Raw genomic sequence first — 23,746 nt, 5'->3', positions numbered from 1 at the left:
GCCCCGGCGGCCGGTGCGAGATGGCCGCACGATAGAGCTTTCACCACTCCAGTGTGGCCGGGCGCGCACCTGATTTATCGCGACGCCAGGTACGCGAGCCAGCCGCCGGTGGCGGAGATGTCCTTCGCGCCTTCGGTAGCCGACGGTTCGCACAGGAAGCCCGGCACCTCGCGGCCGTCCGCCAGTTCGACCTTGCCGATGGCCAGCGGCGACGGGATCCGCGAGACGAACTCGCCGAAGCCCCGCACGGGAAGCGACCAGACCTCCGCCGCCACCGAGACGCCGTCCGCGGGGACGCGCACCAGCCCGGGCTTGGGTGGCGATGTGTCCAACGCGTACAGACGGTACGAAGCCGCCGTGTCCACTTCGGACACGAACCGGCCGCCGCGGGACGTCAGCTCGTGGTTCAGCGGCTGCCCGCGAAGGTGGGCGCCGACCACGACGATCGGTACGCGCGCACCCGGAAGCGAGGCCAGCGCCGTCAGCTTCAGGTCGTCGTGCGGAGCGCCGACCAGCATGACGCCGAACGGGCGCCCGGCCACCGTCCCCGCCGGGACCGCCAAGGCCGACAGCCCGAACAGGTTGGTGGAGTTGGTGAACCGGCCGAGGCGAGCGTTGACGGCGACCGGGTCCGCGGCGACCTCGGCGAGCGTGGGGTGCTCGGTGGTCGTCGGCAGGAGGAGCGCGTCGACGCCGGCCAGCGTGGCCAGGGCTTCGGTGCGCAGCCCGGCCAGGGTGTCCTGGTCGGCGAACAGCCGGTGCGCGCGGATGTCCCGGGCGCCGGTGATGATGCCGTGCACCACCGGGTCGCAGTCGTCCGGGTGCGACTCCAGGAACTCGCCGACCGCGGTGTAGCGCTCGGCGACGAACGCGCCGCCGTACAAGAGCTGCGCCGCGTCCAGGAACGCCGAGATGTCCACAGTGGTCACTTCGGCGCCCGCGGCCGCGTAGTCCTCCACCGTCGCGGCGAACGCCTCCGCCCAGCCGGGTGCGAGCGGGCCGAGTTCCGCGGGCACGCCGATGCGGAACCGTCCCGTGTGGACCTGCGCGGGCTCGGCCAGGCAGGTCAGCGCGAACGCCGCTTCCTCGACCGTCCGCGCGAAGAGCGAGACGCAGTCGATGCTGCGGCACGCCGGGACGACGCCCTCGGTCGGCAGCAGGCCGGGCGTCGGCTTGAGGCCGACGATCCCGTTGAACGCCGCCGGTACCCGTCCGGAACCCGCGGTGTCGGTGCCCAAAGCGAGGTCGACGATCCCCAGCGCGACCGCCACCGCCGACCCCGAGCTGGACCCGCCCGAGACGTACGCCGGGTCGACGGCGTTGCGGACCGCGCCGTACGGGCTGCGCGTGCCGACCAGCCCGGTCGCGAACTGGTCGAGGTTTGTCGTGCCGAGCACCAGCGCGCCGGCCGCCCGCAGCCGGGCCACGACCGGTGCGTCCGCGGCCGGCCGGTACGCGTAGGCCGGGCATCCCGCCGTCGTCGGCAGCCCGGCGACGTCGATGTTGCCCTTCACCGCGACGAGTGTCCCGTAGAGCGGCAGCCCACGCTCTTCCAGCGCGGCCGCTTCGGCCAGCACGTCGGCTTCCGGCCGCAGGTCGATCCAGATTTCGGGCCGGTCGACCTGCTCGATCCGCCGGTAAGCCGCGCGCACGCGTTCCAGCAGGCTCATGCCAGCACCACCAACGGCGTGCCGGGCGCCACCTGGTCACCGGGGGACACGAGCACGTCGACCACCTTCCCGCCGGCCGGCGCCGGGATCCGCGCCTCCGTCTTCATCGCTTCCAGCGTCACCAGCGACTGCGCGTCCTCGACGCGCTGGCCCACCGAGACGTCCACCCGCCACACGGTCGCCGCGAACGGCGCCTCGACGACGTGGCCGCCCGGCGGAGCCTCGACGCGCGCCGGGGGCCGCGTCACCGGTTCCGGCTTCGGGTCGAACTCGCCCGCCGCCGCCCACGCCCGCCGCTCGGCCTCGAACGCCGCCGTCTGCCTCGCCCGGAAGTCCGCGATGCTCGACGCGTTACCGGCCAGGAACTCCTGGTAGCCGGCGAGGGCGAACGTGCCGTCGGTGACGTCCAGCTCCAGCTGACCGGCCGACGAACGCGCCCTCAGGTCCAGCAGCTCGTCGGCGGACACGGGGTACCAGGAGATCCGGTCGAAGAACCGCAGCAGCCACGGCGCTTTCGCACCACGCCAGCTGTTCCAGACCTGCACGGTCCGCCCGACGAACTGGTAGCCGCCCGGCCCTTCCATCCCGTAGATGCAGAGGTAGGCGCCGCCGATACCGACGGAGTTCTCCGCCGTCCACGTCCGCGCCGGGTTGTACTTCGTCGTGACCAGCCGGTGCCGCGGATCCAAGGGCGTCGCGACCGGTGCGCCCAGGTAGACGTCGCCGAGGCCGAGCACCAGGTACTCGGCGTCGAAGACCGTCCGGTAGACGTCGTCCACACTGGACAGTCCGTTGACGCGCCGGATGAACTCGATGTTCCACGGGCACCACGGCGCGTCGTCACGCACGCCGGTCATGTACCGCTCGATCGCCTCGCGCGTCGCCGGGTCGTCCCACGACAGCGGGAGCCGCACGCTGCGGCTGGGCACCACGAGGTCGTGCGTCGGCGGCAGGTCGCGTTCCAGCTCCCGCACCAAGCCGAGCGCCTTGCCGACCGGCAGCGCGTCCGGGTCGACGTGCACCTGCAACGACCGGATGCCCGGCGTCAGGTCGACGATCCCGGGCACGCCCTCGGCCGAGAGCCGCTCAGCGAGCGCGTGCACCCGCATCCGCAACGCCAGGTCGAGTTTCATCTCGCCGTACTCGACGAGCAGGTTGTCGTCGCCGCTGCGCCGGTAGGTGACGGCCGGCTCGTCGTCCGAAGCGGACAGTCGCGTGAGGACACCGCCGTCGTGGCGCGCGGTCCGGCTCGGCTCGATCACCGACGCGGGGCGTGTGCGCAGGGCCGCCGCGTGGTCGGCGTCGATCGGCACGAACCGCACGGTGTCGCCCGGCCGCAGCTGCCCGAGCTTCCACCGCTCGCCGGTGGCGACCGTCGCCGGGCAGACGAACCCGCCGAGGCTGGGGCCGTCCGGGCCGAGCAGGATCGGCAGGTCGCCGGTGTAGTCGACGGCGCCGATCGCGTACGGCGTGTCGTGGATGTTCGACGGGTGCAGCCCCGCCTCGCCGCCGTCCGCGCGGGCCCACTTCGGCCGCGGGCCGACGAGCCGGACGCCGGTGCGCGCCGAGTTGAAGTGGACCTGCCAGTCCGTGGCGTAGAACGTGTCGACGTCGTCAGGGGTGAAGAACTCCGGGGCCGCGTGCGGTCCTTCGAGCGCGCCGATCGTCCAGTGCGGCGCGAAGTCCGGGTGATCGCCCACCGGCCCGACGACTGGATCCGCGGGCACCGGGCCGAGCTGCAGGACGTCGCCCGCGGCCAGCGCGCGGCCGCCGTGCCCGCCGAAGCGGCCCAGGGTGAACGTCGAGGTGCTGCCGAGGAACTCCGGCACGTCGACGCCGCCGCGCAGCAGCACGTAACTGCGCAGCCCGGCCGTGCACGCCCGGACGTCGAGGGTCGCCCCCGCGGGCACCTCGACGGGGGTCCACAAGGGAACCTCGGCGCCGTCCACGAGGACGGTCGTCGGCGCGCCGGTGACGCACACCTGCGTGGCGTGCGAGAACCGCAGCGTGACACCGTCCACGGTGCACTCCAGGCCGGGCGCTCCCTCGGGGTTGCCCAGCGCGAGGTTGCCCAGCCGCAGCGAACGGTCGTCCATCGGCCCGCTCGGCGGCACGCCGACGTGCCAGTAGCCGGTGCGGCCCGGCCAGTCCTGCACGGTCGTCATGGTCCCGCCGCGCACGACGTCGATCCGCGGTTCGGTGTCCCCGACGCCGTCCAAAGTGGACGTGTCGTGCGTCGCGGCGCCGAACGCCGGGTCGGCGGCCGCGGCTCGCAGCTGCCCGAGGTTGGTCGCGACGCCGTCGACGCGCGTCTCTTCGAGGGCCGTCCGCAGGTTCGCCAGGGCGTCCGCGCGGTCGGCGCCGGTGCAGATCACCTTGGCCAGCAACGGGTCGTAGTGCGTGGTGACGGTCGTGCCCGGCTCGACCCAGGTGTCCACCCGGGCGCCGGCGGGCCGCGTGAACCGCGTGACGAGGCCCGCGCTCGGCCGGTGGCCGGCGCTCGGGTCCTCGGCGTACACGCGTGCCTCGACGGCGTGCCCGCGCGCCACCGGCACGGCCCGGAACATCGCGCGGTCGCCTTGGGCGAGCCGCAGCATCCAGGCGACCAGGTCGACGCCGTACACCGCCTCGGTGACCGGGTGCTCGACCTGCAACCGGGTGTTGACCTCGAGGAACGCGGCCTCGCTGTGCTCGGGGTCGTAGACGTACTCGACCGTGCCCGCCGAGCGGTACCGCACGGACGAACACAGCGCGACGGCCGAGTCGACCAGGCGACGGCGGACGGCGTCGGGCAGGTCCGGCGCCGGGCACTCCTCGACGACCTTCTGGTTGCGCCGCTGCAGGGAACAGTCCCGCGTGCCGAGGGCGAGGACCTCGCCGAAGCCGTCGCCGAACACCTGGACCTCGACGTGCCGGGCGCGGCGCACCAGCCGTTCCAGGAACACCCCCGAGCTGGCGAAGCTCTTGGCCGCGACGCTTTGCACGTCGTCCCACGCGAGCCGCAGCTCTCCAGGCGTGGCGCAGGCGCGCATCCCGATCCCGCCGCCCCCGCCGGTGGCCTTGAGCATCACCGGGTAGCCGATCTCCGCCGCGCGGGCCACCGCCTCGTCCACATCGGACAGCAGGCCGGTGCCGGGCAGCAGCGGGACGCCCGCCGCGATCGCCGCCTCGCGCGCGGTGTGCTTGCTGCCGAACACCTCCAGGTGCTCGGGCGACGGCCCGGCGAAGACGAGCCCGGCGTCCTCGCAGGCCCGCGCGAACGCCGCGTCCTCGGAGAGGAACCCGTACCCCGGGTGGACGGCGTCGCAGCTGGTCTCGAGCGCGGCCGCGATGATCGCGTCGGAGCGCAGATAGCTCTCCGCCGCGGGCGCCGGGCCGAGCCGGACGGCCCGATCGGCGAGCCTCACGTGCGGGGTCAGCCGGTCGGCGTCCGAGTACACCGCGACGGTTTCGAGGCCCAGTTCCTTCGCGCTGCGCAGGATCCGGACCGCGATCTCGCCGCGGTTGGCGACGAGCAGTCTCACACCCCGCCTCCGGAAGCCGTCACGACCAGCCGGACCGGCGTCGGGTCGAACCCGTTGCAGGGGTTGTTGATCTGCGGGCAGTTCGACACCAGGACCAGGACGTCGGTCTCGGCGCGCAGCCGGACCTCCAGGCCGGGCGCGGAGATCCCGTCGACGATGCCGAGGGTGCCGTCCGCCTCGACCGGCACGTTCATGTACCAGTTGACGTTGCTGACGAGGTCGCGCTTGCCGAGCCCCCACTTCGCGCCCTCGCTGAGGAAGTTCTCGACGCAGGCGTGCTGGAACCGGGTGTGCTGGCCGTAGCGCAGGCTGTTGGACTCCTTGCTGCACGCGCCGCCGAGCGTGTCGTGGCGCCCGCAGGTGTCGGCGACGACGGTCAGCAGCGGCGCGCCCTCCTGGGTGCGCAGCACGCTGCCGGTGGTCAGGAAGATGTTGCGCTGCGCGGCGATCGTCGCCGCGGCGCTGTAGCGCTTCGCCGTGTCGTTCGCGTCGTAGCAGAGGAAGTCGACGGCCTGGTTGCCGCCGAGGTCGACGATCGACAGTTCCTGCCCCTGCTTCAGCACGAGGGAGAACGGCGCCCGCGCCGGGACGTCGAAGGTGAGCGTCAGCTGGGACTGGTAAGCGGCGCTCACGCGATCCCCCTCGCGGCCAGGTAGTCGGCGGTGTTCTCGAAAGCGCGCTGGGCTTCGGGGCTATGCGTCCATTCAGGACTGTCCGGAGTGGACGGCCGATCGCGCCAGGCGAGCACTTCGAGCTTGGTCGCCGTGTAATCCGGCCGCGGGTCGACCGGGTGTGGCACGTTCACGAGCAGCACGATCGACGGGATCTCGATCCGCAGGTCGACGGACTTCCCGGCGCCCGCGGAGCCGGTGAACTCCAGCTCGCCCGCGGCACCCACGCGCACGCCCTGGAAGAACGACAGGCTCGGCGGCAGGTCGCGCGGGCCGAGCCCGTTCTTCGCCGCGGCCAACGTGAACAGCGGGAGCCCGGCGGGGGAGGGGCCCTGCGGGGCGCCGTCGCCGTAGTGCTCGGTGTTGCCGTCCACAGTGGACGTCCCGCACAGCGCGTCGTGCCGGCCGCTGGAGTCCGCGACGATCGTCGCGAGCACCCGGGCCTGGTCCGACAGCAGCGCCACGGACCCGCCGAGGTAGGCGTTCCACTGGACTTTCACCGTGTCGGCGACGTTGAGCCGCTCCCAGGGCTGATCGGCGTTGAACAGCAGCAGGTGCGCGCACGCGTCGCCCTCGACGTCGGTGAGCCGCAGCCGGGTGCCCCGGGCCAGCACCTTGTGCGTGTACCCGCCACCGGCGACCGTCTCGGCCCAGGTCAGCGCCTCGGGTGCGACCCCCGGTGGCGGTGACGGCCACGTGCTCGCCGGGATCGACGGCATCGTGTCGACGACGGTGCCCGCCTGGGCGCGGGCGTGGTCACGCGCGCCGTAGGTGGTCGCGGTCGTGCTCATCGGACGTCCTCTCGGGTAGCGGTTCGAGGGCGGGAGCGGGGCGTGGCCGCAGCCGGCGGACCGCGCCGATCACGGGCGCGCCGCCGACGAACTCTAGCGGGAACAAGGGCGTCCGAGGACGCCCGAACCGGACAGATCGGAGATCTCCGCACGTCGCCGGCCGATGTTCACGACCATCGTCGGGCCGCGGGCGACGGCCGCCGCGGGAAGGTGATGCCGGTCGGCTCGTCGATCATGGACGCTCCCCGTGTCATGGTTTCGATCGTACGACAGAAATTAAGGCGACGGCAGGGCGTGCTGATCTCCGCGGTGTTGCCACTCGGTTAACCGATCCGCAGACCGGCCGTCAACGATGACACCCCGGCGTAACGCCACCTCGGTGATCAGGTGCGGGACGGGGACCTGGCAGGATCAACGCCGTGGTCAAAGGGGCGGGGGTCGGCAGACCCAGGGCGAGTGGCGCGGCGGCGAACCGCCCGGACGCGCGGCAGGCCGTGCTCGACGCGGCGGGGGAGCTGTTCACCGGAGCCGGTTACGCGGCGACGACGACCCGCGCGATCGCCGAGCGCGCCGGGCTGCGCCAGGCGTCGCTCTACTACCACTTCCCGGCGAAGGAGGACATCCTCGCCGCGCTGCTGGCCGGGACGGTCCGCCCGTCGCTGGTCCTGGCCGCGCAGCTGGTCGCCGGGGACGCGCCGGTGGCCGTCCGGCTGTGGGCCCTGGCCTACGCGGACATCGGCCTGCTCGGCGGCGCCCGGCACAACCTGGGCGCGCTGTACCTGCTGCCCGAGGTCGGCTCGCCCAACCTGGCCCGCTTCCGCGCCGAGCGCGCGGAGCTGAAGGCGGCCTACGGCGACCTGCTCGCCGCAGCGGGCGTCGTCCCGGCGGCCGTCCGCACGGACCTCGTTTTCGGCCTGGTGGAGAGCATCGCGGTGATCCGCCGCGACGACCCGGAGCTGGACGTCGAGGCCCACACCCGCGAAGGCGCCGACGGCGTCGTCCGGCTGGCCGGGCTGCCGGAGCCGACCGACGAGCTGCGAACGCGGGGCCACGCCCTCCTGGCGACGCCGACCGAATAGTGGACGTCCAGCGGCTTCGCGGCGAGATCACGTGGCTGCACGCGAAACTGGAGCGGCAGCGCAAGCGTGACAGCATCGAGGCGCTGGAACTGCGGCGGCAGATCGCGGAACGGCTGCTCGAACTCCACGACAGAGCACGCTGATGTCCTGGTCCGGCATCGCCCGCCGCTGTGCGGAGACCGGTCGTGTCGACGAAGCGCTGGCGCTGTTGTCCTGGCTGGAGGCGACCTTCGCCTACGTGATGGGGCGGGAGCACCCGGTGGTCCGCGAGTGTCGCGTCGCAGTCGCGAGCACGTTGCACCGCGCCGGCCGGTACGCGGCGGCGATCGACGCCTACCGGGCCCTGCTCGACCGGAACCCGGAGTTGCTGGTGTGGCTCGCTCGTGCGCAGGCCGAGCTGGGCCGGTTCGACGACGCGGAACAGACGCTGTGCACGGCCGGGCCCGCGCTGCTCACGTAGGAGTCCCGCCTGCTGCTGAGCCGGGTGCTGGCCGAGACCGACCGGCTCGCCGACGCGGACCACTACGCGCGGGCCGTCCTGGCCGCAGGCCCGTTCCCGCCTGGCCACCCGGTGCTGCTGTGGGCCCAGGGCGTGGTGGCGCGAGTGCACTTCCGGCGCGAGGAGTGGGCCGACGCCGTCGTCGCGTACGAGTACACGGTCGAAGGCTTCGAGCTGGTGCTGGGACCCGGCCACCCGAAGACACTGAGGATGGCCGATGCCCTGGCCGCGGCCCGCAAAGCGGCGAACTAGCGTCAGGAAGCCGCGGCGGCGTGCAGGGCCTTGCTCAGCGCCGACGCCGTCAGCTCGACCTGCCACGGGCGGGCTCCGCCCGCGCGCAGGACGTCGGCCACGGTGTCCTCGTCCAGCTGGGCCGGGGGCCGCCAGCAGGTGCGGCGGACCAGGTCCGGCAGCAGCAGGTTCTCCACCGGCAGCCGGCGGTCCTCCGCGATCGCCGACAGGGCCGCGCGGGCCGCCGACAGCCGGGCCGCGGCGTCCGGGTCCTTGTCCGCCCAGCGGTTCACCGGCGGCGGGCCGTCGGTGGACTGCGACGGCGACGGCAGCTCGCTCGCCGGCAGCGCCTTGGCCGCCTGCAGGTGCCGCAGCCAGCTCGCGGTGTACTTGCGCTGGACGCGGCCGCTGAACACCGGCAGCGCCTGCAGCTCTTCGACCGTCTTCGGGTCGGCCGTGACGGCGTTGATGATCGCGCTGTCCGGCAGGATCCGGCTCGGCGCGCGGTCGCGCTTGCGGGCCAGCTCGTCACGCGCCTGCCACAGCTCGCGCACCACGGCGAGACCGCGCGGGTTGCGGATCTTGTGCACCCCGGACGTCCGGCGCCACGGCTCGGCCCGCGGTGCGGGCGGCGGCGCGGTGCGGACGGCGTCGAACTCCTGCTGCGCCCACTCCAGCTTGCCCTGGGCGCCCAGCTCCGCTTCCAGCTTTTCGCGCAGCTGGATGAGCAGCTCGACGTCGAGGGCGGCGTAGTTCAGCCAGTCGACCGGCAGGGGCCGCTTCGACCAGTCGGCCGCGCTGTGCCCCTTTTCGAGGGTGTAACCGAGCAGCAGCTCGACGAGCGTCCCGAGCGCGACACGCTCGTAGCCCGCGAGGCGGCCGGCGAGCTCGGTGTCGAACAGCGCCGCCGGGTGCAGGTCCAGCTCGGCGAGACAGGGGAGGTCCTGGGAGGCGGCGTGCAGCACCCACTCCAGGGAGTTGAGGACGTTCTTCAGCGGGGTGAGGTCGTCGAGCTCGGTCGGGTCGATCAGGACCGTGCCGGAACCCTCACGTCGCAGCTGGACGAGATAGGCCTTGGGCCAGTACCGGTAGCCGGACGCGCGTTCGGTGTCGACGGCGACGGCCCCGGTGCCCGCGGCGAGCCGCTCACAGGCTTCGAGCAGTGCGGCCCGGTCGGTGACCACCGGAGGTGTGCCCTCGGCGGGCTCGCGTAGCAGCACGGGTCCGCCTGCGGACTCGATCTCCATCCCGGCGTCCTCGGCTTCTGCGCTTTCCATGGTTGACGACCCTACGGGACGGGCGTACCGCGCCTGGTGCGCCCGCCCCGTGGGGAGGTTCGTCTATCCGTCAGCGGATGACGCCGGCTCGCATGGCCAGCGCAACCATCTGAGCCCGGTCGCCCGTGCCGAGCTTGCGCCCGATGCGAGACAGGTGGGACTTGACGGTGAGGGCGGAGAGGGAAAGTTCCTCGCCGATCTCCTTGTTGGACTGTCCGTCGGCGACCAGCTGGAGCACCTCCACCTCACGAGCGGAAAGCTCGCGCGGGGTGTTGTCGGTGCCGGCGACGCGGGTCCCGGTGGCGAGCACCGGAGCCACGCTCGGGTCGGCGTAAACGCCGCCTTCGAGCACACGCCGCACGCCATCGGTCACTACGACCGGCGACGCGGACTTCAGCAGGTACGCCTGGGCCCCGGCCTGGAAGGCCGAGCGGACCGCGTACGGGTCGTCCGAAGATGCGAGAACCACCACGCGCGGCCACCCGTGGCTACGAAGTTCCGTAACCAGTTCGATGCCGCTGCCGTCCGGCAGTCCGAGATCGAGGATCGCCAGGTCACAGGGCCCTGTGGCCTGTGCTCGCGCCCTCGCTTCGGCCACCGTGGCGGCTTCGTGAACGGTACCCGCACCCATCTGTGCGAGTCTTGCTGCGATTGCCTCCCTCAACAGCGGGTGGTCATCGACCACCAACACGGAAAAAAGCTCTTCCCGCGGGTGCGGAACCATGCTCGCCGGCAAAGCACCGGCTGGCGTGGATCGGACGGCCTGAGAAATGCCGACGGTAGCCACGTCACTACCTCCCTGGAGTCGGTCGTGCCCCCCGACCGGCACCGGGACCTTCGGCCGTTCAGCCGCGCCAGCTTTAGACCGAAAGTGGTGTCGTCGAAGGCACTGTAGCCGCCCTGAGGCCGCTGCGGGGGGATCGAATGGGTATCTATCTCAAACGAACAGTCACTCAGGGAGTTCGTGGTAACACGATTGGGCTAGTACACGGCCGGTTGCTAACGGATAGCCCAGCGAACACGATGCAAAGAAGTTACCGGCGCCCAAATGGCCGTGCAGATGGGCCGTGCACCTTCCAGTGCGTCCGCCGACCGGGGGCTCCACGGGGGTCCGACTGCTCCGGAAAGCGGTCTCGGCCGGGGCATGATCAACTTCGTGAAACGGCTTCAGAAGGGCTTTCGCAGCCGCTCGTGGTGACTGTCCGTATCCCGTGAAGGGTGTTCACCGGTTCCGGCGGCGATCGCGGGGCAAGTTGATCTTGTCGCACTGCGTGACGGCGTTGTCTCACGAACGGGGGCATCCGCGCGAGACGTGAAATGACCTCGGGAACGCTCCGGGTGGTCCGCCGGGGTCTTGTGTTGTATAGACCACTCCGAGCGCGTGACGGCCCGCTGAGCGGCCGTCGAACGGGCCGCCCGGGGTTGGCCGTCGTTCGGCGGACGCGAATTTTGCTCACATTCGTACAAGACGCGACCCGGCGGACGCTCGCGAAGACCCGGCGTCGCGGTTCCGCCCGTGACTGTCGCCCGGACGGCCGCAGGGCGCGGCTCAGGAGTTCTGGCGCTGCCCGAAGAGCGTCACGCCGACCGGCGGCAGGCCGACGACGCTCGCCATCACCTGGCAGAACGCCTGCCCGTGGGGCAGCAGCGCGCCGTCGGCGGGCGTCCAGGACGCCCGCAGCTCGAGGTCGTCGGTGCGGGCCGGGCCGGAGATGTCGCCGAAGCGGGCCGACGACGTCTCGGTGACCGTGCCGCCCAGTGCCTTCCAGCTCGCGCCGGACACCTCGAGGGCGTCGGTCAGCCACGACCAGCCGACGCCGGGGAGGAAGGGATCGGTCGCCAGTTCGCGGTCCAGCTCCGCGCGCACGTACATGACAAGGCGCAGGACGCCGTCCCAGCCTTCCTGGCCGTCCGGGTCGTGCAGCAGGACCAGCCGGCCCGAGGCCAGCACGTCGGCGGGACCGGCGACCTCACAGCTCACCGCGTAGGAGAACGGTGCGAGCCGCTGCGGCGCCCGCATCCGCTCGAGCAGCACCTCCCGGCGGGGCCGGACGGACTGCAGCGACGCGACGGCTTCGCGGAAGAGTTCGGGCACTGGAGTCGTCGCGGTCACGCATCGACTTTAGGGCGGGCACGCCCTGTTGCGGGCGGAGGCGCGCCGAGAGAAGGGCCCCACCGGGCTCGTGGCACGATTGAAGACGATGTCTCCCACCACGCCTCTGCCGCAGCGGACCCCCGCGTCCGCCCGCCGCGAGCTGCCCGAAGCCCCGTTCCTGGCCGCCGCGCGCGGCGAACGCCCGGCGCGCACGCCCGTCTGGTTCATGCGCCAGGCCGGGCGGTCGCTGCCCGAGTACCGCGCGCTGCGCGAGGGCGTGGCGATGCTCGACGCCTGTTTCGACCCCGAGATGCTCGCCGAGATCACGCTGCAGCCGGTCCGGCGGCACGAGGTCGACGCCGCGGTCCTGTTCAGCGACATCGTCGTGCCGCTCAAGGCCGCCGGGGTCGACATCGACATCGTCCCGGGCACCGGTCCCGTGGTCGCGACGCCGGTGCGCGACCTGGCCGCCGTGAGGGCGCTGCCGGAGCTGGTCCCCGACCAGGTCGGCAAGGTCGCCGACGGCATCGCGCTGCTGGTCGAGCGGCTCGGCGAGACGCCGTTGATCGGCTTCGCCGGCGCGCCGTTCACCTTGGCCAGCTACCTCATCGAGGGCGGCCCGAGCCGCAACCACGAGCACACCAAGGCGCTCATGCACTCCGAGCCGGCGGTGTGGCACGAGCTGGCCGGCCGGCTGGCCGACATCGCGCTGACCTTCCTGCGCGCGCAGCTCGACGCCGGCGTCGACGCGATCCAGCTGTTCGACTCCTGGGCCGGCGCGCTGTCCGAGCGGGACTACCGCGAGTTCGTGCTGCCGCACTCGGCGAAGGTCCTCGACGGCGTCGCCGCCCACGGCGTCCCCCGGATCCACTTCGGCGTCGGCACCGGCGAGCTGCTGCCCGCGATGCGCGACGCGGGCGCGGACGTCGTCGGCGTCGACTGGCGGATCCCGCTCGACGAAGCCGTCCGGCGGCTCGGTGGCAAGGCCGTGGTGCAGGGCAACCTGGACCCGGCGCTGCTGTACGCGTCCTGGCCGGTGCTCGAGGCCCAGGTGCGCCGCATCGTCGCCGAGGGGCGAGCCGCCGACGGCCACATCTTCAACCTGGGCCACGGCGTGCTCCCCAGTGTCGATCCCGAGGTCCTGACCCGCGTGGCCGGGCTGGTGCACGAGCTGTGACGCGGGTCGCCGTCGTCGGGGCGGGCGTCTCCGGCCTGACCGCGGCGTACCGGCTGCGGCAGCTGCTCGGCACCGGCGCCGAGATCGTCGTCTTCGAGAAGACCCGGACCCCGGGCGGCAAGCTGCGCACCACTGAGCTGGCCGGCGTGCCCTACGACGTCGGCGCCGAGGCGTTCCTCGCCCGCCGGCCCGAGATGCTCGCGCTGGTCCGCGAGCTGGGCCTCGACGTCGTCCACCCGACCGGCGCCCGCGCGAAGATCCACGCCGGCGGGACCGTGACCGGGCTGCCGCCGGGCACCGTGATGGGTGTCCCGGCGTCGGCGGAGTCGGTCGCCGGCGTGCTGTCGGAGGCGGGGCGCCGCGCGGTCGAGGCCGAGGTGTCGCTGCCGGAGCTGCGGCTGCCGGGCGGGGACGTGCCGCTGGGGCCGCTGCTGCGCGAGCGGTTCGGCGACGAATTGGTCGACCGGCTGGTCGACCCGCTGCTGGGCGGCGTCTACGCGGGCGGGGCCGACGGTCTCGGCCTGCGCGCGACCATGCCGGGCCTGGCCGCGGCGGTGGCCGCCGGCGCGGGGTCGCTGACCGCGGCGGCCGCGTCCCAGCTGCCCGCGTCACCCAGCTCGGCCCCGGTGTTCGGCACGGTTCCCGGCGGCCTGGGCACGGTCGTCGACCGGCTGACCGAGCTGTCCGGCGCCGACCTGCGGACCGGGCTGCCGGTGTGCGACATCGAGCGGAACGGCACGAGCTGGCGGTTGCGGATCGGCGCGGCGCCGACCGCGCACGCGCCCGCGGAGAACACGATCGACGCCGACGCGGTGGTCCTCGCGGTGCCCGCGCCGTCGGCCCGCCGCCTGCTCGCGGACCTGGTGCCCGCGGCGTCGGCGGCGTTCGGCGAGGTCGAGCTGGCGTCGATGGCGGTGGTCGCGCTGGCCCTGCCACCCGGCACGGAGCTGCCTTCGGCGTCGGGAATCCTGATCGGCCAAGGCGAGCGTGACGCGGCGGGTGTGCCGTACGCGGCGAAGGCGTTCACGTTCTCTTCGCGCAAGTGGGCGCACTTCGGCACGGGCCCGGTCCTGGTCCGCGGCTCGGTGGGCCGCTTCGGCGAGCTGGGCGCGTTGAAGGCGGACGACGTCGAGCTGGTCCGCGTGGTCCGCGACGACCTCGCGCGCCTCACGGGCGTCACGGCGGAACCGGTGGAGACGCTGGTGACCCGCTGGGGTGGCGGCCTGCCGCAGTACGGCACCGGCCACCTGGAGCGGGTCGAGCGCATCGAGAAGGCGATCGCCGGGATCCCGGGCCTGGCCGTGGCGGGCGCGACCCTGCACGGCGTCGGGCTGCCGGCGTGCGTGGCGACGGCCGAAGCGGCCGCACAGCGGGTGGCAGCGCACCTTTCCGCGTGAGTGCTCTCACGGCTACCCGTGGGGGCGCCCTGCGGGCCTCGGTGACAGGATGGACGTATGGCGCGGGTCAACTTCAGCGAGCTCAACGACACCATCCGGTACACCACGTGGTCGGTCTTCCGGATCGAGCCCGGCAGGCTGGGTGAGGACCGCGGGACCGCCGGTCGCGAGACCACCGAGTACCTCGACGGGCTCGAGGTCAAGGGCGTCGTCGTCCGCGGCGTCTACGACCTTTCCGCGCTGCGGGCCGACGCCGACTACATGATCTGGTGGCACGCCGAGGAGATCGAGCAGGTCCAGGCCGCCTACGCCGGGTTCCGGCGGACGCCGCTCGGGCGCGCGTCGACGCCGGTCTGGAGCCAGACCGCGCTGCACCGGCCCGCCGAGTTCAACAAGAGCCACATCCCCGCGTTCCTCGCCGGGGAAGAGGCCCGCAAGTTCATCTGCGTCTACCCGTTCGTCCGCTCCTACGAGTGGTACCTGCTGCCGGAGAACGAGCGCCGCAAGATGCTCGCCGACCACGGCAAGGAAGCCCGCGACTACCCGGACGTGCGCGCCAACACCGTCGCGTCGTTCGCGCTGGGCGACTACGAGTGGATCCTCGCCTTCGAGGCCGACGAGCTGCACCGGATCGTCGACCTCATGCGCCACCTGCGCGGCACCGAAGCGCGCCTGCACGTGCGTGAAGAGATCCCGTTCTACACCGGCACCCGCGTGCCGCCCGCCGAGCTCGTCGCGGCGCTGCCGTAGTGACCGAGATCCTGGACGGCGTCTGGCACACCCTCACCGGGGAGACGCCGGGGCCGGTCGAGCTGACCGGGACCGAAGACGTGCTGCCCGGCCCGTACCGGGTGGCGGCGGCCGCGACCACGACCATCGCGGCGGCGACCCTGGCCGCCGGCGAACTGCTGAAGCTGCGCGAGATCGACCCCGGCGTCGTCACGGCGGACACCCGCCACGCGGCGGCGGCCTTCGCGAGCGAAGCCTTCTCGCGCGTCGAAGGCATCGAGCCCGAGTCCGTGTGGGCGCCGCTGTCGGGCAACTACCGCACGACCGACGGCTGGGTCCGCCTGCACTGCAACTACCCGCGTCACGAAGCCGCGGTGTGCTGGGGACTCGGCGTCCCCGGCAGCCGCGACGTCGTGACGAAGACGGTCGCCGGGCGCATCGCGCGCGAGGTCGAGCACGCCGTCGTCAGCGCCGGGGGAGCGGCCGCGGAGCTGCGCTCGCCGGAGGACTGGGCGGCGCACCCGCAGGGCGAAGCGGTGGCTTCGCTACCGCTCGTGGACCTCGCGCCGATCGGCGAAGCGCCGAAGCGGACGTTGTTCTACTCGGACCGCCCGCTCGGCGGCGTCCGCGTGCTGGAGTTGACGCACGTCCTCGCCGGCCCGGTGGCCGGCCGGGTGCTCGCCGCGCACGGCGCCGACGTCCTGCACGTCGGGGCCGCGCACCTGCCGCGCGTCGAGACGCTCGTGCGGGACACCGGGCAGGGCAAGAAATCCGCGTTCGTCGCCCTCGACACCGAAGGCGGCCGCGCGCGGCTCAAGAAGCTGATCAGCCGGGCCGACGTGCTAGTGCAGTCGTTCCGCCCGGGCGCGCTCGAGCGGATCGGCTTCGGCCCCGCGGATCTGGCCGAGCTGCGGCCGGGTTTGGTGATCGCCGACCTGAGCGCCTACGGCTGGGAAGGCCCCTGGGCCCGGCGGCGCGGGTTCGACAGCCTGGTCCAGATGTCGAACGGCATCGCGTGGGGAGACGAGCCGTCGCCGCTCCCGGTCCAGGCGCTGGACCACGGCACGGGCTGGCTCGCCGCGGCGGCGATCATGACGGCCCTGCGCCGCCAGGTCACCGACGGCGGCACCTGGCGGGTCCGGCTGTCCCTCGCGGGAACCGGCCGCTGGCTGGATTCCCTGGGCCGCAAGGATCCTGCGTCGTCCGAAGTGGACTTCAGCGACCTGCTGGAGGAGACCGACAGCGGCTACGGCCGGCTGACCCGGGTCCGGATGGCGGGCGGCCTGCCGGGCGCGGAACCGCACTGGGACTTCGGGACGCGCACCCCGGGTGTCGACAAGCCGACCTGGACGCCGTGACCTAGAGGTCGATGACGACCTTGCCGTGCACGTGCCGGCCGGCCTGCAGTTCGGCCGCGCGGCGGATCTGCCCGATCGGGAAGCTCGCCCCGACAGGCACCCGGAGCCGGCCCGCCGCGACCAGGCGGGCGAGCTCTTCCAGGGCGCCGGGAGCGGCGTTGGCGCCGTTGGCCGCCGACACGCCCTCGACCTGCGCGGCGACGGTGCAGATGCGGCCGTCCGGGACGCCGAGATCCCGTGCGACGTGCACCGTCTCCGTCCCGTGCAGGTCGATGGCGGCGGTGACACCGCCGGGCGCGATGGTCCGGACCCGGTCGGCCAGGCCGTCGCCGTAGACGACCGGCTCGGCGCCGAGGTCGCGCAGGAAATCGGCCGACGACGCCGACCCCGTCCCGATCACGCGTGCTCCGGCGATCCGGGCCAGCTGGACGGCGAACACCCCGACCCCGCCCGCCGCGCCGCCGATCAGCACGGTGTCGTCCGGGCCTGGGGCGACCACGGCGAGGGCGGCGGATGCCGTGCGGCCGGCGATCGTGAGGGTGGCGGCGGTGCGGTCGTCGACGCCGTCGGGGGTGTGGTGGGCCTCGTTCGCCGCGATCACCCCGGCCGGCTCGATCACCACGAAGTCGGCGACCGCGCGGGACAACGCGCCGCCGAACACCCGGTCGCCGGGGGCGAAGCCGGTCACCCCGGCGCCGACCTGGTCGACCACACCCGCGTAGTCGGTGCCGAACCCGGCCGGGAGGCTCAGGCCGAACCGGGCGGCGGTGTCCGCGTCGGCGGTCATGATCCAGTCCATCGGGTTCAGGCCGGCCGCGCTGACCCGCACGCGGACCTGTCCCGGGCCGGCCTGCGGAGCGGAAACCGCACGGACGTCGAGGACTTCGGGGCCGCCGAAGGCGTCGAGCCGGACCGCCCTGCTCTGTTCTTGCATGGACGTCTGTCTCCTCGGGTCAGGGAACGCGGTGAAACGGACTATGCTCCGTTTCCATGGACGACCCTAACACAACCGGAGCGCGATCCGTTTTGGCTGAGGCGGAGACACGCGTGCCGCGGGCGGACGCGGCCCGCAACCGTGACCAGCTGCTCGCGGTGGCGACCCGGGTGTTCGTGACGGCGGACGCCGAGCCGTCGATGCGGGCGATCGCCCGCGAGGCCGGGGTCGGCATCGCCACGCTCTACCGGCACTTCCCGACCCGCGAGTCGCTGGTCGACGCGGTCTACCGCGACCAGGTCGGCCGGCTCACGACCGGCGCCCGCGAGCTGACCGAAGGGCTGCCCCCGGCCGCCGCGATGCGGCGCTGGATGGACCTGTTCGGGGACTGGATCGCGACCAAGAACGGCATGCTCGACACGCTGCTCGCGATGATCGACGCCGGCGAGATCGCCCACGCGCAGACCCGGACCGAGCTGCTGACGGCCATCACCACGATCCTGGACGCCGGCCGCGCGGCGGGCGACCTCCGCGCCGACGTCACCGCCGAGGACATCGCCGCTTCCCTCATCGGCATCTTCACCGTGGCGCCCCGGCCCGAGCAGGAAGCCAAGGCCGGTCGCCTGCTGGACTTGCTGATGGACGGCCTCCGGCCGCCGCCCGGCTGAGCCGCTTCGACGGCGGCCGGCGCGCCGGCTAGCGGCGCCGGAGCCGGGAAACCAGGCTCCGCTTGGGTTTCGGCAGGTGGCCCGCCGCGATCAGCCACGTGACGAACTCGTCCGCGTACGCGTGCGAATGCTCCGTGGCCTTCTTCGGGCGGCCCGCCGCGAACTCCGCGAACAACGGCCCGTACCGCTCGCCCAGCGTCTCCGCCAGCTCCGGGCGCTGGTAGGCCAGCACCTTGCCGTGCTTGCGGCGCAACACGTTCGCCTCCACCTTCAACCGCGCAGGGTCGAAACCCGGCGGGGCCTCGCCGCCGGCCAGGAGGGCGTGCAGCAGCTCCGCCTGCCGCGTCGCCAGCTCCTCGCGGCTCACACCGTCACCGCCGCCCGGAGCGCGGCCAGCTCCGCCGCCAGCTCGGCGTCGCTCGGGTAGTCGTCGTCGCGTTCCAGCAGGACTCCCGGCGGGTCCGTCCGGCGGCGGAGTTCCGCCAGCAGCGCGAGAACTTCCGGCAGCACCGGGTGCGCGTGCGTGTCGTGGTAGACGCCGTCGCGCTCGATGCCGCCCGCCATGTGCACGTACGCCAGGCGCTCCCACGGGATGCCGTCGAGGAAGGCCTCCGGGTCGGTGCCGATGTTGCGGGCGTTGGCGTACAGGTTGGCGACGTCGATGATCAGCCGGCAGTCCGTCCGCTCGGTGAGCTCGGTGAGGAACTGTTCTTCGGTGAGCTCGGCGTGCGGCCATTCCAGCACCGCCGCGATATTCTCCAGCGCGAACGGGACGTCCACAATGGACTGCGCCAGGCGCACGTTCGCGACCAGCACGTCCAGCGCCTCCCGGGTGCGGGGGAGCGGCATCAGGTGCCCGGAGTCGAGCCCGCCCGCGCGCACGAAGCAGACGTGGTCGCTGACCAGCGGCGCGTCCAGCGCCCGCGCGATCTCCGCGAGGTGCTGGACACGCCCGGTGTCGAGCGGCTCGGCCCCGCCGAGCGAGAGCGAGACGGCGTGCGGCAGCACCGGCAGACCGCGCTCCCGCAACGCGACGAGCGTCTCCGGGAGGTTGTCGTGGTGCAGGTTCTCGGCCACGACCTCGACCCAGTCCACGCCCGGGAGCCGGGCGATGGACAGGTCGAGCTCGTGCCGCCAGCCGATCCCGATGCCGAGCTCACCCACCGCAGCCCCCGCCTCCGCAGCCACCGCCGCCACCGCACGAAGAACCGCTGCTGCACGACGACGAACTCGAACACGACGACCCGCTGCTGCACGACGACCCCGACGACCCACCGCCGCCGACCGCGCCCGCGGGCGGCATCAGGGCCGCGCTCAGCTCTTCGTCCGGGTACATCGCCAGGCCGCCGAGGGCGACCGCGGCGACGGCGCCGCCGAGCAGCACGCCGCCCGCGAGCGCCCCGGCCGGCACCGGCCCGGACGCCGCCGCGCGCGCCTGGCCGAGCAGGCGGTGCCCCGCGGCCGACGGCTGCCGCATGCCGGTCTTGTTCCGCCGGACCGCGGCCACGATCGTCAGCACGGCCGCGATCAGCACCAGGAACACCAGGACACCGACCGGGCGGCCCAGCGAGATGCCGTTGAGCAGCCGGATCACGCCGAGCGCGAGCACGGCCAGCTGCAGGACCAGGCCGACCGTCCGGGCCTGGCGCCGCGCCGCGGCGGACGTCAGCAGTCCCCGCTGGTCGAGGCCGTCCTCCAGCGCCCGCATGGCCGCGGAGCCGCGGACCTTCGCCCGGATCGTCGCGGTCGTCTTCAGCTGCGCGACGTCGGCGACCGCCTGCTCCAGCGGCTCCACCGGGCGTGCGCCGGCCTGGCTGATCTGCCGGTAGCTGTTGACCCGCAGCTGGCCGCGTTCCACCAGCGCCGCGATCGCCGCGTCGGTCGCCCGGTCCGGGCCGCCGGCCAGGAACGCGAGCTGGTAGACACTCGGCGTCGGGCCGGGCTGGGCGTGGTCGGCGCGCATCGCGCGGCCGGCCATGACGCCGGACACGACGAGCCGGATCAGCAGGACCGCGCCCAGCAGCGCGATGTAGAGGACCACGAAATCGGGTCCCGAGATGCCCCACGGGTCGTCCATCGCCCGTCTCCCCTCAGTTGATGCCGGTTACCGTAGCTGTGAGACGCAGCAGGTCGCGTCGGCGTTTCAACCGCCGCAGCCCCCGCCGCCACCGCCGCCACCACACCCGCCGCCCCCGCCTCCGCCGCCGCAGGAGCTGCCGCCCCCGCCGCAGGAACTGCCGCCGTAGTAACCGACGGCCGCGCCGCCCCCGGCGTTCGCCCAGCGCGAGCGGCGTGCCCGGCGCTCGTAGGTCTTGGCGGCGGCGTGCGTGGCCCGGGTGACGGCCGTGCGGACGTCCTTGTCCGGGTGGGCGGCGAGGCCGCCGCTCGCGACGGTGCCGGTCGTGCCGGAGAGCAGCGTCCCGGTCCGGCGGGCTTCTTCGACGGCCATCCGCCCGGCGCCGGTGGCCTTCGCCTCCGGCGCGTTCGCGGCCCGCACGGTGACCGCGACCACCGCGACCACGTTCAGCACGAGCAGTCCGAGCAGGTAGCCGACGGCGTGGCCGGTGCTCGCCCCGGCGACCAGCCGCGCGATGCCGAGCGCGATCAGCACCCAGTACGCGATCGACGTGGTGGTCCAGGTCAGCCGCAGTTTCCGCGTGTCGGCGAGCAGGCCGCGGCCGACCAGTCCGGCCGCCAGCTCGGTCACCGACCGGTGCTGGGAGACGGCGGTGCGCACCCGGTCGACCGAGCTGCCGGTCTTGCCGACGCGGTCGACCGCGATGCGGCCCAGCTCGTCCGCCGGCCGGCCCGTGACGCGGTGCAGCCGGCCGGTGCCGTCCATCCGGACGAACTGGTGCTCCAGCAGCCCCGCGACGACGACCTCGCCGACGCGGTCGGGCCCGCCCGTCAGCAGGGCCAGCTCTTCGACGCTCCGGGGTGCCCCGCCCGCGTGGCCACGCGCCAGCAGGCTGGTGCGCACCACCGCGTAGAGCAGGGGAATGAGAAGCAGGCCCAGGTAGAGGCCCGTGAACAGCGGTCCGGGAATGCCCCACGTGTCGGTCATGACTCCGCCCTCCCTCGTCCGTGTGCGGAGACTACGTTCGAGGAAGGGCGGAGGGTTGCCGGCTTAAGGAGGATTTAGGCCTGCGATTTAGGCCTGTGGTTCCAGTTTCAGGGAGATCGAGTTGATGCAGTAGCGCTGGTCGGTCGGGGTCGCGTACCCCTCGCCTTCGAAGACGTGCCCGAGGTGGCTGTGGCAGGAGCCGCAGAGCACCTCGATCCGCTTCATGCCCATGGCCCGGTCTTCCCGGAGCAGGACGGCGTCGGAGTCGGCCGGGTCGTAGAACGACGGCCAGCCGCAGTGGCTCTCGAACTTCGTGTCGCTGCGGAACAGCTCGGCACCACAGGCGCGGCAGGCGTAGACGCCGGTCGTCTTGGTGTCGGTGTACTCGCCGGTGAACGGCCGTTCGGTGCCGGCCTGGCGGAGTACGGCGTACTCCTCCGGGCCCAGCTCCGCCCGCCATTCCTGCTCGGACTTCACGACGCGAGGGGTGGCGCCGACAACGGGTTTCATACCTTTCACCCGATCCACGTTACGCCGCGAGCCACGCGAGGGCGTGCACCACGATGTCCCATGCGGCGACTATCACTCCCAGGACGATGAGCACGACGATCAGGGCGGACACCCAGTAGCGCAGGCCGCCGAGGCGGTTGCTGGAATCGGCGAAGTCGGCGACGCCGTCGAGCGCGGCTTCGATCGTGAAGTTCGGACCGGATCGTTCGATCCGGTCGAGGTGCTCGGCGAACGCGCGCGCCTCCGGGTCAAACGGGTCCAGCCCGACCAGGTCCTCGTGGAAGCGAGGGTTCCCGCCCGGCGGCGAAGCTCCGCTCTCGGCCATACCACCACGGTAGGCCATCGGGACCGCTCAGCCCACCAGCGGCGCGTTAAGTCTCACTAGCGGGAGGCCGAGCCGGGGAGCCTGGTGTCGGCGTCGATGAGCATCTGACCGCCGACCGTGACGATCCGGTAACCGCTGCGGACCCCGTTGACCGTCAGGTTCATCGTGATCGAGCCGTCGGAGTTGGCGCCGCCGCTGTCGGCGCGGGCCGTGCTGTAGTTGGGGGCTTTGTTGCTCGACCAGTAGTCGGTGAAGGCCTGCTCGCCGCCGTACACCTGCTGCGCGGCCTGGGTGAGCTTCGACCAGCCGCTCGACGGGCTGTCGTAGAACGCGGTGAGCGCGCGGCCGGCGGCGCCGTAGTCGCTGATCTTGCCTTCCGGCGCGGTCTTGCCCAGACCGGCGGGGGCGTCCGTGGCGCTCGGGGCACCGGTGCTCTTCGGCGCGGTGCCGGGTGCGCTGGTCGGCGCGCCCGGGGACTGCGCGGTCTGGTCGCCGCCCGTGCCGCCGCTGCCGGAGTTGACCATCAGGAAGATGATCACGGCGACCACGACGACCGCGGCACCCGCGCCGGCGAAGATCGCGTACTTGCGCTTGTTGTCCGGCTTGGCCGTGCCCGACGAGTACTGGGGCGCCCTGGCCGACGGCGCCGAAGCCGCGGGCACCGGTCTGGGCGGGGTGTTCGGCGGCGCGGCCGCGGACCGCATCGGCATGAACGCGGCGGTCGGGCGCGGCGGGTTCGACGGCGCCTTGCCCGCGGGCACCGGCGTGCCGACCGGCGGTGACGGCGGAGCCTGCTGCTGGTCGGAGCGCTGCCACGGCGGACGGTCACCGCTGTCCGCGGGGGGAGCGGCGGGCCTGCGGCCCCCGCCACCCGAGAGCAGCGGCGGTGACGCCGACATGCCGCCCGGCTCGGTCCGGGCCAGCGCGGCCAGCCGTTCGCGGGCCTCGGCCATGGACGGGCGCTCGCCCGGTTCGCTGCGCAGCAGGCTCATCAGCAGCGCGGTGGCCCCGCCCGCCTGCACCGGCGGGTTGATCTGGCCGTTCGCGGCCGCGTAGAGCAGTGCGAGCTGGTTGGTCGTGTTGCCGTAGGGCGTGGTGCCCTCGATGGCCTGGTAGAGGGTCGCGCCGAGGGCGAAGACGTCGGAGCTGGGCACCGGGTCGGCGCCGCGCGCCAGCTCGGGCGCCAGGTAGGCGGGCGTGCCGCCGATCAGGCCGGTCGCCGTCAGCGTCATGTCGCCGGCCGCGCGCGAGATGCCGAAGTCGGTGATCTTCGCGGTGCCGGTCTCGTCGATGAGGATGTTGCCGGGCTTGACGTCGCGGTGGACGATCCCGGCGCGGTGCGCGGCGACCAGCGCCGACGCCACCTGCTCGCCGATCCGCGCGATCCGGCCGAGGGGCAGCGTGCCCTCCTCGGAGAGGATCGTGGAGAGGCTCGGCCCGTTGAGGTACTCCATGACCAGGCACGGGTCGCCGTTGTGCTCGGCGATGTCGAACACCACGATGGCGTTCGGGTGCTGGAACCGGGCGGCGTTCTTCGCCTCGCGCATGGCGCGCTGGCGCATGTTGTCGCGCTCGGTCTCGGAGACGCCCGGCTGGGGCAGGATCTGCTTGATCGCCACGGTGCGCTCGAGGCGCACGTCGGTCGCGCGCCACACGACTCCCATGGCACCGCTTCCGACGTGCTCGACGAGGCGGTAGTGCCCCGCGATCAGCTGACCGGTGTCGATGGCGACTGCTCCTGACGAAA

Annotated in this window: 24 protein-coding genes; 9 read left to right on the top strand and 15 right to left on the bottom strand. The window is 73.2% G+C overall.

Annotated elements, in window-relative coordinates:
* Window positions 1–74: 74 nt before the first annotated feature.
* The 4 genes from OHS58_RS23030 to OHS58_RS23015 are packed head-to-tail and all read right to left on the bottom strand — an operon-like array spanning window position 75 to window position 6,656.
* Entirely contained in the window at window positions 75–1,670 is a 1,596-nt protein-coding gene (locus OHS58_RS23030) for an allophanate hydrolase (RefSeq protein ID WP_328643968.1), read from the bottom strand.
* Window positions 1,667–5,194, bottom strand: a complete 3,528-nt coding sequence (gene uca, locus OHS58_RS23025; RefSeq protein ID WP_328643967.1) for an urea carboxylase — start codon at window positions 5,192–5,194, stop codon at window positions 1,667–1,669. The genes OHS58_RS23030 and uca overlap by 4 nt, the downstream gene beginning before the upstream one ends.
* Window positions 5,191–5,826, bottom strand: a complete 636-nt coding sequence (locus tag OHS58_RS23020; protein ID WP_326947724.1) for an urea amidolyase associated protein UAAP2 — start codon at window positions 5,824–5,826, stop codon at window positions 5,191–5,193. The genes uca and OHS58_RS23020 overlap by 4 nt, the downstream gene beginning before the upstream one ends.
* The gene (locus tag OHS58_RS23015) at window positions 5,823–6,656 is read right to left on the bottom strand and encodes an urea amidolyase associated protein UAAP1 (protein ID WP_328643966.1); all 834 of its coding nucleotides are present in this window, start codon (window positions 6,654–6,656) and stop codon (window positions 5,823–5,825) included. Before OHS58_RS23015 ends, OHS58_RS23020 begins: the two co-directional genes overlap by 4 nt.
* 419 nt (window positions 6,657–7,075) lie before the next feature.
* Here OHS58_RS23015 and OHS58_RS23010 point away from each other — a divergent pair, with 419 nt between their 5' ends.
* Genes OHS58_RS23010 through OHS58_RS22995 form a run of 4 tightly spaced genes read left to right on the top strand, consistent with a single transcriptional unit; the run spans window position 7,076 to window position 8,486 of the window.
* The gene (locus tag OHS58_RS23010) at window positions 7,076–7,735 is read left to right on the top strand and encodes a TetR/AcrR family transcriptional regulator (protein ID WP_326947726.1); all 660 of its coding nucleotides are present in this window, start codon (window positions 7,076–7,078) and stop codon (window positions 7,733–7,735) included.
* Entirely contained in the window at window positions 7,735–7,878 is a 144-nt protein-coding gene (locus OHS58_RS23005; protein WP_328643965.1) for a hypothetical protein, read from the top strand. Before OHS58_RS23010 ends, OHS58_RS23005 begins: the two co-directional genes overlap by 1 nt.
* Window positions 7,878–8,195: a tetratricopeptide repeat protein gene (locus tag OHS58_RS23000; RefSeq protein WP_328643964.1), complete on the top strand. Its 318-nt coding sequence runs from the start codon at window positions 7,878–7,880 to the stop codon at window positions 8,193–8,195. The genes OHS58_RS23005 and OHS58_RS23000 overlap by 1 nt, the downstream gene beginning before the upstream one ends.
* A gap of 24 nt (window positions 8,196–8,219) precedes the next feature.
* Window positions 8,220–8,486: a hypothetical protein gene (locus OHS58_RS22995; protein WP_328643963.1), complete on the top strand. Its 267-nt coding sequence runs from the start codon at window positions 8,220–8,222 to the stop codon at window positions 8,484–8,486.
* A 2-nt stretch (window positions 8,487–8,488) separates the two neighbouring features.
* Here OHS58_RS22995 and OHS58_RS22990 read toward each other — a convergent pair whose 3' ends face one another.
* The 3 genes from OHS58_RS22990 to OHS58_RS22980 all read right to left on the bottom strand — a co-directional run bounded on the left by OHS58_RS22990 (window position 8,489) and on the right by OHS58_RS22980 (window position 11,855).
* Window positions 8,489–9,712, bottom strand: a complete 1,224-nt coding sequence (locus tag OHS58_RS22990; RefSeq protein ID WP_442788357.1) for an HRDC domain-containing protein — start codon at window positions 9,710–9,712, stop codon at window positions 8,489–8,491.
* Between the two features lie 100 nt (window positions 9,713–9,812).
* Window positions 9,813–10,529: a response regulator gene (locus OHS58_RS22985; RefSeq protein ID WP_033261886.1), complete on the bottom strand. Its 717-nt coding sequence runs from the start codon at window positions 10,527–10,529 to the stop codon at window positions 9,813–9,815.
* A gap of 762 nt (window positions 10,530–11,291) precedes the next feature.
* The gene (locus tag OHS58_RS22980; RefSeq protein ID WP_326947730.1) at window positions 11,292–11,855 is read right to left on the bottom strand and encodes a DUF3000 domain-containing protein; all 564 of its coding nucleotides are present in this window, start codon (window positions 11,853–11,855) and stop codon (window positions 11,292–11,294) included.
* An 88-nt stretch (window positions 11,856–11,943) separates the two neighbouring features.
* Between OHS58_RS22980 and hemE the strand changes: the two genes are divergently transcribed.
* From hemE to OHS58_RS22960, 4 genes are read left to right on the top strand one after another with little or no spacing between them, the layout of a single operon-like run.
* Window positions 11,944–13,014 carry a uroporphyrinogen decarboxylase gene (gene hemE, locus OHS58_RS22975; RefSeq protein WP_328643962.1) on the top strand — a complete coding sequence of 357 codons (1,071 nt, stop codon included), beginning with the start codon at window positions 11,944–11,946 and terminating at the stop codon, window positions 13,012–13,014.
* Window positions 13,011–14,411 carry a protoporphyrinogen oxidase gene (gene hemG / locus OHS58_RS22970; RefSeq protein ID WP_328643961.1) on the top strand — a complete coding sequence of 467 codons (1,401 nt, stop codon included), beginning with the start codon at window positions 13,011–13,013 and terminating at the stop codon, window positions 14,409–14,411. The genes hemE and hemG overlap by 4 nt, the downstream gene beginning before the upstream one ends.
* Window positions 14,412–14,468: 57 nt before the next feature.
* Window positions 14,469–15,161: a hydrogen peroxide-dependent heme synthase gene (gene hemQ, locus OHS58_RS22965; protein WP_328643960.1), complete on the top strand. Its 693-nt coding sequence runs from the start codon at window positions 14,469–14,471 to the stop codon at window positions 15,159–15,161.
* Entirely contained in the window at window positions 15,161–16,498 is a 1,338-nt protein-coding gene (locus OHS58_RS22960; protein ID WP_328643959.1) for a CoA transferase, read from the top strand. Before hemQ ends, OHS58_RS22960 begins: the two co-directional genes overlap by 1 nt.
* Before the next feature lies 1 nt (window position 16,499).
* Here OHS58_RS22960 and OHS58_RS22955 read toward each other — a convergent pair whose 3' ends face one another.
* Window positions 16,500–17,432, bottom strand: coding sequence for an NADP-dependent oxidoreductase (locus OHS58_RS22955; protein WP_328643958.1), 933 nt, complete (start codon window positions 17,430–17,432; stop codon window positions 16,500–16,502).
* A gap of 92 nt (window positions 17,433–17,524) precedes the next feature.
* On the opposite strand from OHS58_RS22955, the gene OHS58_RS22950 reads away from it, so the two are divergent.
* Window positions 17,525–18,100, top strand: a complete 576-nt coding sequence (locus OHS58_RS22950; RefSeq protein WP_328643957.1) for a TetR/AcrR family transcriptional regulator — start codon at window positions 17,525–17,527, stop codon at window positions 18,098–18,100.
* A 28-nt stretch (window positions 18,101–18,128) separates the two neighbouring features.
* On the opposite strand, the gene OHS58_RS22945 is transcribed toward OHS58_RS22950, so the two are convergent.
* From OHS58_RS22945 to OHS58_RS22915, 7 genes are all read right to left on the bottom strand, one after another.
* A complete protein-coding gene (locus OHS58_RS22945; protein ID WP_328643956.1) occupies window positions 18,129–18,467 on the bottom strand; it encodes a hypothetical protein in 339 nt (112 codons plus the stop codon).
* Complete coding sequence (locus tag OHS58_RS22940) at window positions 18,464–19,264, bottom strand: DUF692 domain-containing protein (protein ID WP_328643955.1); 801 nt, start codon at window positions 19,262–19,264, stop codon at window positions 18,464–18,466. The genes OHS58_RS22945 and OHS58_RS22940 overlap by 4 nt, the downstream gene beginning before the upstream one ends.
* A complete protein-coding gene (locus OHS58_RS22935) occupies window positions 19,257–20,177 on the bottom strand; it encodes a TIGR04222 domain-containing membrane protein (RefSeq protein ID WP_328643954.1) in 921 nt (306 codons plus the stop codon). Before OHS58_RS22935 ends, OHS58_RS22940 begins: the two co-directional genes overlap by 8 nt.
* A 66-nt stretch (window positions 20,178–20,243) precedes the next feature.
* Window positions 20,244–21,164: a TIGR04222 domain-containing membrane protein gene (locus OHS58_RS22930; RefSeq protein WP_328643953.1), complete on the bottom strand. Its 921-nt coding sequence runs from the start codon at window positions 21,162–21,164 to the stop codon at window positions 20,244–20,246.
* Window positions 21,165–21,251: 87 nt separating this feature from the next.
* Complete coding sequence (msrB, locus tag OHS58_RS22925; protein ID WP_326947740.1) at window positions 21,252–21,674, bottom strand: peptide-methionine (R)-S-oxide reductase MsrB; 423 nt, start codon at window positions 21,672–21,674, stop codon at window positions 21,252–21,254.
* 19 nt (window positions 21,675–21,693) lie between these two features.
* Window positions 21,694–21,999, bottom strand: coding sequence for a hypothetical protein (locus OHS58_RS22920; RefSeq protein ID WP_247049058.1), 306 nt, complete (start codon window positions 21,997–21,999; stop codon window positions 21,694–21,696).
* 56 nt (window positions 22,000–22,055) lie between these two features.
* A complete protein-coding gene (locus tag OHS58_RS22915) occupies window positions 22,056–23,711 on the bottom strand; it encodes a serine/threonine-protein kinase (protein ID WP_328649847.1) in 1,656 nt (551 codons plus the stop codon).
* Window positions 23,712–23,746 lie beyond the last annotated feature (35 nt).

This window comes from Amycolatopsis sp. NBC_00348 (assembly GCF_036114655.1).
GTDB lineage: Bacteria > Actinomycetota > Actinomycetes > Mycobacteriales > Pseudonocardiaceae > Amycolatopsis.
The sequence above is the reverse complement of the archived record's forward strand: the minus strand, read 5'-3'. Positions and strand labels throughout refer to the sequence as shown.

Coding starts and splice junctions, on each gene's coding strand:
- OHS58_RS22930 (WP_328643953.1), bottom strand. CDS start 21,164: ATGACCGACACGTGGGGCATTCCCGGACCGCTGTTCACGGGCCTCTAC.
- OHS58_RS23000 (WP_328643964.1), top strand. CDS start 7,878: ATGTCCTGGTCCGGCATCGCCCGCCGCTGTGCGGAGACCGGTCGTGTC.
- OHS58_RS22935 (WP_328643954.1), bottom strand. CDS start 20,177: ATGGACGACCCGTGGGGCATCTCGGGACCCGATTTCGTGGTCCTCTAC.
- OHS58_RS22955 (WP_328643958.1), bottom strand. CDS start 17,432: ATGCAAGAACAGAGCAGGGCGGTCCGGCTCGACGCCTTCGGCGGCCCC.
- OHS58_RS23030 (WP_328643968.1), bottom strand. CDS start 1,670: ATGAGCCTGCTGGAACGCGTGCGCGCGGCTTACCGGCGGATCGAGCAG.
- OHS58_RS22920 (WP_247049058.1), bottom strand. CDS start 21,999: ATGGCCGAGAGCGGAGCTTCGCCGCCGGGCGGGAACCCTCGCTTCCAC.
- hemE (WP_328643962.1), top strand. CDS start 11,944: ATGTCTCCCACCACGCCTCTGCCGCAGCGGACCCCCGCGTCCGCCCGC.
- msrB (WP_326947740.1), bottom strand. CDS start 21,674: ATGAAACCCGTTGTCGGCGCCACCCCTCGCGTCGTGAAGTCCGAGCAG.
- OHS58_RS23015 (WP_328643966.1), bottom strand. CDS start 6,656: ATGAGCACGACCGCGACCACCTACGGCGCGCGTGACCACGCCCGCGCC.
- hemQ (WP_328643960.1), top strand. CDS start 14,469: ATGGCGCGGGTCAACTTCAGCGAGCTCAACGACACCATCCGGTACACC.
- OHS58_RS22990 (WP_442788357.1), bottom strand. CDS start 9,712: ATGGAGATCGAGTCCGCAGGCGGACCCGTGCTGCTACGCGAGCCCGCC.